The organism is Afipia sp. DC4300-2b1, from assembly GCF_049895725.1.
Lineage (GTDB): Bacteria > Pseudomonadota > Alphaproteobacteria > Rhizobiales > Xanthobacteraceae > Afipia > Afipia broomeae.
Genome location: NZ_JAFCSX010000011.1, coordinates 1 through 9,734 on the forward strand (window position 1 = coordinate 1; position 9,734 = coordinate 9,734).

The window sequence follows — 9,734 nt, forward strand, 5'->3', positions numbered from 1 at the left end:
TCGATCTGACGGAGCACCACCACAATCTGCTCCGCGCTGAACCTCTTCTTCGGCATTCCAAAGCTCCTTTCCAAGACATTCTCTCACAATGCTTGGTCTAAAAAAGCCCGGTCAGGTCACGCGCGTGCGCGCAGTCGGCATATGGAAGAAATAGAAAAGCTGCGGCAAAGAGAATGATGGAAGACGCGGTTAGTATCGTTAAGGACGCCCGCGCATCGAGTATCGTGAGATTTAATGAGCGACATTTCGTTACGAATGTGAACGACATTGAGATCTCGATACGCGCTCCATTTCATTTGCGACTCAATGCAATCTCAGAGAGCAAATATCTGACCGCACTTGTGGCTAGCAATCCGATAACTCAACCATTTGGATTGGATATCTGGACACCCAGTATGAAAGGTCTCAATGCCGAATATGACGGGGCGTCGATCGAACTGGTCTCAATTCGTCGCGGTGCCTGGGAAGAGGCCCTGATATCTGCGGCTAGAGGCATTTCCAATCCTGCTGGATCAATTGCCATCACACGTTGTGCTCAGATTCCCCCGTCAAAAAATGCTCCGCAACCGCGCCCCGTTGAACTTGTGGTCACCGAGAAAGCTCTGGCTTCGTTGCGCGACCTCCTCCGCGATGATCCAACGATCGCTGAATGGCCGCTCCTGAAAGACCTGTTTTGATGTGTATCGGCCTAACGGATGAACCTATGGCAATTCTAGCAACGGCGTGCGAGCGCGGTCCGGTTTCTGTTAACGGGCCTATACTTTTACATATGTATGGGAACGAAAAAAACGCTCCCTGAAACTCTGCGGAAGTCAACGTGCACAGCTATGCGTCGCACGAGCGCTGGACCGCGGCGATTGGGTCGAGGAAGTGCGTAATGAGCGACAGGCAGGATTTAGTCTCCCTAGGTAGAAACTCTCCATTTCTGCAAATCGAAGACATGCCGATTGCTAATTTGAAGCCAAATTCGCGCCATGCGCGCAAGCATCCCGACGAACAGATTGCGATGCTGGCGCGCAACATCGATGCAGTTGGCTTTTTGGTTCCTTGTCTTATTGACGAGGCGAACAAGCTGCTGACTGGTACCGCGCGCGTCATGGCCGCCGAGCGACTTGGCATGAAGACAGTCCCAGTGATCCGGGTCAGCCATTTAAGCGAGGTAGAAAAACGAGCATTTGTTATCGCAGACAACAAGCTTGCCGAGACGGCGGTCTGGGATGCTGACGCTCTACGCGGCGAGCTCCAGTTCTTCAACAATCTGAATATTGATTTCGACTTTTCGGTCATCGGCTTCAAAACAGCCGAGGTCGATATCATTCTCGACTGCGCTGACGCGGACGGCAGTGATGAGCCCCTCCCCGATCTCACAGGTCCGGCAGCTTCTCGCTTGGGTGACCTCTGGCAAGCGGGCGCGCACCGCATTTACTGCGGCGACGCCTTAGATACGGCTTCATACGAAGCGTTGCTGGCCAATGAGCGCGCACAATTGGTTTTCACAGACCCACCTTACAACATTTCTATAGGGCAAGTCGGTGGTGCGGGCCGCGTCCAACATCGCGAATTCGCGATGGCGTGCGGAGAGATGAGTCCCGACGTATTCACGTCGTTTCTCACAAAGATCGTGCAGAAACTAACCGCCTACTCGGTTGACGGTTCGCTCCATTACCTTGCGATGGACTGGAGGCATTGCCAGGAAATCCTCACCGCTGGCAATGCGACGTATTCTGAACTCAAAGGCATATGCGTGTGGAGAAAGACCAATGCCGGCATGGGTTCGCTTTATCGGTCCCAGCATGAGTTCTTCTTTGTGTACAAAAATGGCAAGGCACCTCACATCAACAATATCAATCTCGGCGTTCACGGCCGCAACCGCTCGAACGTCTGGGACTATGGCGGCATCAACAGCTTTGGAAAAGATCGCGACGAACTGCTTGCCATGCACCCGACGGTCAAACCCGTCGCACTGATCGCTGACATCATCAAGGACGCGTCTCACCGCGGCGGTATCGTCCTCGACGTATTTGGCGGTTCTGGCAGCACGCTCATTGCAGCCGAGAAAACAAAGCGACGCGCAGCCCTTATCGAGATCGACCCGTTATACGTGGACAGCACCATTCGACGCTGGCGCGCACTCACCGGCAACGATGCGGTCTGCGTAAATACGGGCGCGACGTTCGCTGAGCGGGAAGCAACCGCGTGTGACGTAGCCACCAAGAGCGGCGAGGATGGGGCGCGCTCATGACCGAGGAAAGCGAAGGCGGTTACAGGAAGCCGCCTAAATCGTCGAGGTTCAAACCCGGCCAGTCGGGCAACAAGCGCGGTCGCCCTAAAGGGTCGCGCAACCTGAAAACTGATCTCAACAAACTGATGACGAAGCGAATAGCCGTCCGCGAAGACGGCGAGGTGCGCCACGTCACCGGCCAGGAGGCCATGCTGCTGAGCCTGTTTGAGAAGGCAGTGCGCGGAGACTTCAAAGCCTCCACTCAACTGTTCGCAATGCTGATGAAACTAGAGATTCAAGACCCCGCTCCGTCGGCGCCGGCGGTTGTCACCGAGAACGATCGCGCCATCGGGGCAGATTTTCTACGACGCCACTCCCACCTGAAAAAAGAAGAGGATTGACCATGAGCAACATTACGACCGCAGAACGCGATGCTATTGCCCGGGAGGATTTTCTGGCATTTGCACAGATGGCGTTTGCCACACTCTATCCGAATACGCCGCTCTCGCTTGAATGGTGCCACGAGGTTATCGCGAATTTCTTGACAAACTCGGTCGGGAAGAAGACGCGAATGATCCTCAATGCACCTCCGCGCTCCCTGAAGTCATTCCTGATTTCTGTGGCGTGGGTCGCCTTCCGGCTTGGACATGAACCCACTCACAAATTTATATGTGCTAGCTACTCCCAGATTTTGGCCGACCACCTATCGACCGAATGCCGACGGATCATGGAGTCCGATTGGTACAAAGGGCTATTCCAGACCAGGCTCGCTAAAAGCACAGAGGGAGACCTCGTCACGACAGTTGGCGGTCAACGCGCCGCCAGATCAGTTGGAGGCACCCTCACCGGAATGGGCGGCAACACGCTGATCATCGACGACCCACTGAGCGCCAATGACGCCAATTCAGATGCAAGTCGAAATGGCACTAATGTGTGGTTCACCCGCACTTTAATGTCGCGCCTGAACGATAAAATTAGCGGCTCGATCATCGTTGTGATGCAACGACTGCACCAAGCTGACCTGACGGGCCATCTGCTCGAAACGCCCGGCTGGGATCATTTAGCCCTGCCGGCAATCGCACAAAAGGATGTTCCAATCCAACTTCCGAACCGGTCATTCGTGTGGCGAGCCGGCGAGCCGCTTCAGAAACGTGAGCCGCTTGAGGTTTTAGACGAACTGAAGCAACAGATTGGCTCGCCGACATTCTACGCGCATTACCTGCAAGAGCCCGTCCCGGACAAGGGCAACGACCTTAATCCTGACTGGCTAAAATGGTACGAGGTGCGTCCAGAGCGACAGCCAGGAGATGAGATCGTATTTTCTTGCGATACGGCCATGAAAGCATCTGTGACGAGTGATTATTCGGTGCCGGGCGGAACGCTGATGCTGAGTTCGGCGCAGTTGTCGATGCGGATTGACGGCGTCGACTGGCGCGCGCCGGAGCGGCAATGGCGACCGGCTGTGGCGGGATGATCGCTGCGGCTGATTGACTCAACATGCATGTGGGCCGGTGAGGAAGCCCGCGAGTCAGCGTAGACTTCACACTCATGGACGTCGATCTTGCAGCCCTGCCGGATGATGTAGAGACGTTGCAGCGGATGGTGCGCGCACTCGCGACCGACGTGACCGGCCTCAGCGAAGCACAAGCCGAGATCGAACGGCTCCGGCTGATCGTGCAAAAGCTGCAGCGCAGCCAGTTCGGCCGCGCCGAACGGCTTGATGACGACCAATTGCAGCTCGGCTTCGAAGATCTCAACGCCGACATCGCGCGGGTTGAAGTAACGCTTCCCGCGACGACAAAAACCTTCAGATCGAAGACCGAGCGGCTAAGCCTGCCGGCGCATCTGCCCCGCGAGGACATGCGGCTCGATCTTGAGCATCAGGCCTGCCCCTGCTGTGGTGGCGAGCTGCATGCGATCGGCGAGACGGTCAGCGAGATGCTCGACCATGTACCTGCCCGGCTTCGCGTTATCCGCATTTGCCGGCCGCGTTATGGCTGCCGAGCCTGCGGGACCATCCATCAGGCTCCCGCCCCGGAGCGTCCGATCGCCAAGGGCCTCGCAAGCCCTGCTCTACTCGCCCATGTCGTGATCGCCAAATACTGCGATCACCTTCCGCTGTACAGGCAGAGCCAAATCTTCGCGCGCCACGGCGTCGAGCTTGATCGATCGACCCTGGCCAACTGGGTGGGGGGCGCCTGTTGGTGGCTCGAGCCGCTGCAGGCAAGACTCGCCGAGCACATCTTCAACTCACAGAAGCTGTTCGCCGACGACACCCCGCTTCCGGTGCTCGATCCCGGACGTGGTCGCACCAAGACCGGCCGGCTTTGGGTGTACGCACGCGATGACCGGCCGTGGAGCGGAGCTGATCCGCCGGCAGCCGTCTACTTCTACAGTCCCGACCGTCGGGCCGAACGACCCGCCTCCCATCTGGCGAAGTTCAAAGGCATCGTTCAGGTCGACGGCTATCCCGGATTCGATCGACTCAGAGAAGGCGGCGATATCCAGCTTGCGGCGTGCTGGGCCCATGCAAGGCGCAAGTTCTATGAGGTGCAGCAGGCCACTGACTCTCCGATTGCGGCCGAAGCGCTGCGGCGCATCGCCGAGTTCTATGCGATCGAGGCAATAATCCGGGGCGAGACAGCCGACGCACGTCGGAACGTACGACAAGTTCGCTCGCTGCCGCTGGTTGCTGCAATGAAGGCCTGGCTCGAGACGCAGCTGACTCACATCCCGCCGCGCGGCGGCCTTGCCGATGCAATCCGCTACGCACTGACCCGCTGGAGCGACCTCAGCCGGTTCCTTGATGACGGGCGCATCGAACTCGACACCAACACCGTGGAACGCGCCATCCGCCCCATCACACTCGGCCGCAAAAACCACCGGTTCGCCGGATCCGGTCGCGGGGCTGCGCGCTGGGCGACCGTCGGCTCCCTTATCACCACCGCAAAGCTCAACAACGTCGAGCCCTTCGCCTATCTCAAGGACGTTCTCGAACGCATGTCCGCCGGGCACCCCATGGCCCGAATCGACGACCTTCTGCCATGGAATTGGCGGCCAGATCGCACCATTAACTAGTGCTACGTGCTAGAAATGGACGCTTACGCCTACCTCATCAAATCCAACTAGCGCCCGGCAACTATCATTTCTAAAATCGCACGCGATACAACATACTTATTCTCTGGAAAGCAAAGTCCTATCAATGGGAGGCTGGGCGACCCGAGCACTTCTGGTCATACTTCTGATCGCGGGCGCAGCCGCAATGACGTGCGCAATTATCACATCGCAAAGCCGCCCGGCCGTCGGGATCGAAGGCGAGATTCTCTTTGAGGCCTCTCGTATCCGTGAAGGCCGGCCGCTCTACATCGATCCAATCGCAGGTACTCACGAGTACGGCGAGCCGCCGACAAGATACTATGTGCTTTATCCTCCACTCTGGTCCTGGCTGGTTTCACTGCTTCCCGAATCGGCCGCGCTTCTGGGAAGCAGGATTATTGCTACGCTGCTTTGGCTGGGGTTGATCTGCGCTATTGTTGCTTCCGCACGCCAATCCTCGCGCTGGGTGATGGGCCTGGGAGGACTGTTCATCGCCGGCACCTACGTCCTTATCCTTTACGGGTCCTCCGGCCGGCCGGACAGCGCTGCACTTTGCTTGGCTGGGATAGGACTACTGCTTTCAGTCAAAGCGGGACGATCCGGATTCCTTGCCGGCGTTCTGTTCGCCTTGGCCGCATGGCTGAAGCCGCACATCATCGGATTGGGAGCGGGTGCGTTTCTCGCGACGCTTCTCATCGACCGAAGGGCTGCGGGCTTCACTGTGCTGGGGGCTTTGGCGGTTTCAGCGCCCATTGCCTTCATATTGCAGAAAGCGAGCGGCGGCGTATGGATATCACATCTAGTGATGTCGACGGCGCAACCGCTGGTTATGTCGATCTGGCTCGACAACTTGTATTCAAGGTTGCCGTTCTTCGCCGCATTTATATGCTTCGCAGCCTGGTGCGGATTTCACGAGCGATCGTCCATCAATGCCCGCGTAGCGTTATCCGCGCTTGCAGCCAGCGTCTTCTGGACCCTGCTGCTGCTTGCCAAGACAGGAAGCGCGAGCAACTACTGGATGGAGCCCTGCGTCGCGGCTCTGATCGTCCTTTCGCAAAGTGTCCCGTCGCGTCTGTCACCAATCCTTGCAACCGTTGCAACCCTTCAGGCCTTGTGGGTGGGAATTGCGACAGTCCGTAGCTCCCTTGACGATATTGAGAACACCCCCAAGCAGTCAGCCATCCTTGCCAAGGCTCGGCAGATTTGCGGCATCGGGCGGCAGGACGTTGTACTCGCCGATGAACCCGGATTTGAGTTCAGTCTGAACAATCGAGTTATCGCCACGCCTTATCAGTTCACGCATCTCGTAACTAGCGGGATGTTCCCGGTCGAGATATGGCAGAACGATCTCATCCGTCCCGATGTGCGCTGCCTTGTCGTCCACACCGATATCCTTGAGAGACCCTTGTCTGCGGTCGATATACAGACCGACCTGTTTCCGCCGCGGATTCGCGAAGTGTTGTCCCAAAGATTTGTCCTGGCCGCACAGGACGGCGGAATGCATGTCTATCGGCTGAGAAACGGCACGCAGTCGGATGCGCCCAAGAATTGAAGCATACACTTAGTCAGGATCGAACGCGCTGCTATAGTCTTGCTTGAGGCGCGGATCCTGGTCCTGCTTCTTTAGAATGCAATTCCCGACGACCAGCACGTCGAGTTCATTCCCCATAAAGCAGCGGAACGCGTCCTCTGGCGTGCAGACGATCGGCTCTCCCCGCACATTGAAGCTCGTATTGACCAGCACAGGGCAGCCTGTGATGTCCTTGAACTGAACCAGTAGGCGATGAAAGATGGGGTTTGACGCTGCATCTACAGTCTGAAGGCGCGCCGAATAGTCCACATGTGTGACGGCGGGAATCTCCGATCTCACAATATTCAGTTTATCGATGCCGAACAGGTCCTGCTCTGCCGGTGCCATCGTGCGACGCTTGTCTTGTCTGACGCCAGCAACAATCAACATATACGGACTGTCGGCATTGAACTCAAACCATTCGGCGACATCCTCGCGCAGCACCGCCGGCGCAAACGGACGGAAACTTTCGCGATATTTGACCTTGAGGTTGAGCGTCTGCTGCATCTTGGGCGATCTCGGGTCCCCGAGGATGGAGCGCGCACCGAGAGAACGCGGACCAAACTCCATCCTTCCCTGAAACCATCCGACCGCATCCTGCTGTGCAAGGCAGCGAGCGGTCGTTTGTATCATTTCGTCAAAGCCAACCGAACTGAATCTGGCGCCCGCCTCCGTCAAACGACGCTCGATCTCGGACTGGGAAAAATCAGGTCCCAGCAAAGCACCGGACATTCCATCCATGCGGCTAATGTGACGTGAGCGCTGCGCAAAAATGTGGGTTGCGGCCAAAGCGGCACCCACCGCGCCGCCTGCATCGCCTGCAGCGGGTTGGACCCAGATGTCACTGAATATTCCCTCGCGATGCAGCTTTCCATTGGTTACGCAATTCAGCGCGACGCCGCCGGCAAGGCAGATGTTTCTCTCTCCCGTTTGTTTCGCGATACCCCGTGCGAGGCGAATCACAACTTCATCGAGCACGGCCTGGATCGACGCTGCCACATCCATGTGAAAACTTGTAAGGTGATCGGCAGGCGTGCGCACCGGCTCTCCAAACAAGCGGGAAAACCGCTCGTTCGTCATCGTCAAGCCAGTGCAATAATCAAAATAGGTCATGTCCAGCCGGAACGAGCCGTCCGGCTTCAGATCGATCAGATGGTCGAGAATAAGCTGGACATATTTTGGCTGCCCGTAAGGAGCCAGGCCCATCATTTTATACTCGCCTGAATTGACCTTGAAGCCGAGGTAGTAGGTGAAGGCCGAATAGAGAAGCCCGAGCGAGTGAGGGAAATGAATCTCCTGGATGATGTTCAGTCGGTTGCCGTCGCCCACCGCAACGGAAGTTGTCGCCCACTCACCGACGCCGTCCATCGTCAGAACTGCAGCTTTCTCAAATGGAGAGGGAAAGAAGGCTGACGCGGCGTGGCTGACATGATGTTCGCAAAAGAGAAGCTTGTTTGCGGCGTCGAACTGATCCGAGAACTTCGCCAATTCCTTTTGCAGCAGGCTCCGCTGAAACAGCTTCTCCCTGAGCCAGACGGGCACCGCAAGCTTGAACGACCGAAACCCGCGCGGCGCTAACGCGACATAGGTTTCCAGCAGCCTTTCGAACTTCAAAAACGGCTTGTCGTAAAATACAACGTGATCGAGGTCCTCGATCGCGTAGCCCGCCTCCTCGAGACAATATGCGATAGCCTGTGCGGGAAATTCCGCATCGTGCCGCTTGCGCGTAAAGCGTTCTTCCTGAGCCGCAGCGATGATGCGGCCCTCATCGACCAGGGCGGCCGCGGCATCATGATAAAAGGCGGAAATTCCTAGAACGCGCATCAACCAGCCCTAAAAGAGGGTGTAGATGAACGGCGCCACGGCTGATCCTTTGGTCAGGAGCACAAGCCCCCCAAATACGACCGTCATGATCAGGATCGGCAATAACCAGAATTTTTTCCGGACACGGATATAGCGCCAGAACTCGGTCAGGAAGTCCATACACAGCCTCTCAGAACTGATCTCGCATGGCCTCGGGCTGCGGTCCCGGTGGCTGTCGCATTATCCAATAGCTTTCGGAACGCCGATCCAGGCTTAGCCTCAGCAAATCCTTGCCCATCAGGCGCATGACAATTCCCGTGGGGAGGACGGCACAATAGAAAAGCAGCCCCATGACGATAGGATTGACAATCTTGTGCAGGAAAAGACCCAGCTTGAACCAGAGACGATTCAGCGGCGTCAGCACCGACGGTCGGACAAGGCTAGCGACGAGAAATCCCGCGCAGATCAGACCCATCCACGGCCAGATCCGCCCAGCATGCCAGAGGTTGATGGCTGCCAGGAGCGCAAAAGCCCCCGTCATGACAAAGCCAAAAGCACGGTCCGAACCCTGGGTCACGGAATCCTGCCTGGCGAAATTTTCATGAAAATCCACGGAGGGCATTAATGTCACGCGGGGAGATGATGTCTGTTGCGGCCGAAGTCGAACTTCAGTTAAAAATCAAAGACGTAATAGCATACTTATCGGCATATTGGATGCAAAAATACAGTTCGATGGCGCCCCCATGCCGGGCGGATCTAAGGCCACGCCTATTCAGAAAAACCTCGATTTTAATCGCCGGCGGAAGAGACAACTGGCCGATGCGTCGAGGCGAGCTATCGCCAAATTTTGGTGACGGCCGGAGCCGGTCAGGCGGCGGCGGTTATGGGCTGACGGTCGGTCGGCTTGGCGATGACCTCGATCCCGTCGTTGAATGTCACACCGAGAACAAGTTTTGGCAACTGGTTGTGGCCATCGAGACGCCGCCAGCTTTTCTGCGCGGCCTCAAGCAGTTTGAAGACCATCGCGAGCGCCGTCCTGTTGGA

The 9,734-nt window shown here is 57.1% G+C and carries 9 protein-coding genes and 1 pseudogene; 6 read left to right on the forward strand and 4 right to left on the reverse strand.

Annotated elements, in window-relative coordinates; genetic code table 11:
• Nucleotides 1-173 precede the first annotated feature (173 nt).
• The 6 genes from ACP7AL_RS25340 (at nucleotide 174) to ACP7AL_RS25365 (ending at nucleotide 6,869) form a co-directional block, all read left to right on the forward strand.
• Nucleotides 174-677, forward strand: a complete 504-nt coding sequence (locus tag ACP7AL_RS25340; protein ID WP_425995413.1) for a hypothetical protein — start codon at nucleotides 174-176, stop codon at nucleotides 675-677.
• Between the two features lie 200 nt (nucleotides 678-877).
• Entirely contained in the window at nucleotides 878-2,242 is a 1,365-nt protein-coding gene (locus ACP7AL_RS25345) for a site-specific DNA-methyltransferase (RefSeq protein WP_425995415.1), read from the forward strand.
• Nucleotides 2,239-2,622, forward strand: a complete 384-nt coding sequence (locus ACP7AL_RS25350; RefSeq protein WP_425995417.1) for a DUF5681 domain-containing protein — start codon at nucleotides 2,239-2,241, stop codon at nucleotides 2,620-2,622. The genes ACP7AL_RS25345 and ACP7AL_RS25350 overlap by 4 nt, the downstream gene beginning before the upstream one ends.
• Nucleotides 2,623-2,624: 2 nt before the next feature.
• Nucleotides 2,625-3,695 carry a hypothetical protein gene (locus tag ACP7AL_RS25355; RefSeq protein ID WP_425995419.1) on the forward strand — a complete coding sequence of 357 codons (1,071 nt, stop codon included), beginning with the start codon at nucleotides 2,625-2,627 and terminating at the stop codon, nucleotides 3,693-3,695.
• A 74-nt stretch (nucleotides 3,696-3,769) separates the two neighbouring features.
• Nucleotides 3,770-5,299 (forward strand): IS66 family transposase, encoded by a 1,530-nt coding sequence (gene tnpC / locus ACP7AL_RS25360; protein ID WP_425995421.1) that lies wholly within the window; start codon nucleotides 3,770-3,772, stop codon nucleotides 5,297-5,299.
• 184 nt (nucleotides 5,300-5,483) lie between these two features.
• Nucleotides 5,484-6,869 carry a hypothetical protein gene (locus tag ACP7AL_RS25365; protein ID WP_425995423.1) on the forward strand — a complete coding sequence of 462 codons (1,386 nt, stop codon included), beginning with the start codon at nucleotides 5,484-5,486 and terminating at the stop codon, nucleotides 6,867-6,869.
• Nucleotides 6,870-6,878: 9 nt separating this feature from the next.
• Here ACP7AL_RS25365 and ACP7AL_RS25370 read toward each other — a convergent pair whose 3' ends face one another.
• The 4 genes and pseudogenes from ACP7AL_RS25370 to ACP7AL_RS25385 form a co-directional block, all read right to left on the reverse strand.
• Nucleotides 6,879-8,711: a carbamoyltransferase family protein gene (locus ACP7AL_RS25370; RefSeq protein WP_425995425.1), complete on the reverse strand. Its 1,833-nt coding sequence runs from the start codon at nucleotides 8,709-8,711 to the stop codon at nucleotides 6,879-6,881.
• A 9-nt stretch (nucleotides 8,712-8,720) separates the two neighbouring features.
• Nucleotides 8,721-8,870: a DUF5989 family protein gene (locus ACP7AL_RS25375; protein ID WP_197430925.1), complete on the reverse strand. Its 150-nt coding sequence runs from the start codon at nucleotides 8,868-8,870 to the stop codon at nucleotides 8,721-8,723.
• A gap of 10 nt (nucleotides 8,871-8,880) precedes the next feature.
• A complete protein-coding gene (locus tag ACP7AL_RS25380) occupies nucleotides 8,881-9,312 on the reverse strand; it encodes a hypothetical protein (RefSeq protein ID WP_425995427.1) in 432 nt (143 codons plus the stop codon).
• Between the two features lie 245 nt (nucleotides 9,313-9,557).
• Nucleotides 9,558-9,734: pseudogene (locus ACP7AL_RS25385) on the reverse strand (IS256 family transposase); the annotation flags it as partial.

Coding starts and splice junctions, on each gene's coding strand:
- ACP7AL_RS25340 (WP_425995413.1), top strand. CDS start 174: ATGATGGAAGACGCGGTTAGTATCGTTAAGGACGCCCGCGCATCGAGT.
- ACP7AL_RS25345 (WP_425995415.1), top strand. CDS start 878: ATGAGCGACAGGCAGGATTTAGTCTCCCTAGGTAGAAACTCTCCATTT.
- ACP7AL_RS25350 (WP_425995417.1), top strand. CDS start 2,239: ATGACCGAGGAAAGCGAAGGCGGTTACAGGAAGCCGCCTAAATCGTCG.
- ACP7AL_RS25355 (WP_425995419.1), top strand. CDS start 2,625: ATGAGCAACATTACGACCGCAGAACGCGATGCTATTGCCCGGGAGGAT.
- tnpC (WP_425995421.1), top strand. CDS start 3,770: ATGGACGTCGATCTTGCAGCCCTGCCGGATGATGTAGAGACGTTGCAG.
- ACP7AL_RS25365 (WP_425995423.1), top strand. CDS start 5,484: ATGACGTGCGCAATTATCACATCGCAAAGCCGCCCGGCCGTCGGGATC.
- ACP7AL_RS25370 (WP_425995425.1), bottom strand. CDS start 8,711: ATGCGCGTTCTAGGAATTTCCGCCTTTTATCATGATGCCGCGGCCGCC.
- ACP7AL_RS25375 (WP_197430925.1), bottom strand. CDS start 8,870: ATGGACTTCCTGACCGAGTTCTGGCGCTATATCCGTGTCCGGAAAAAA.
- ACP7AL_RS25380 (WP_425995427.1), bottom strand. CDS start 9,312: ATGCCCTCCGTGGATTTTCATGAAAATTTCGCCAGGCAGGATTCCGTG.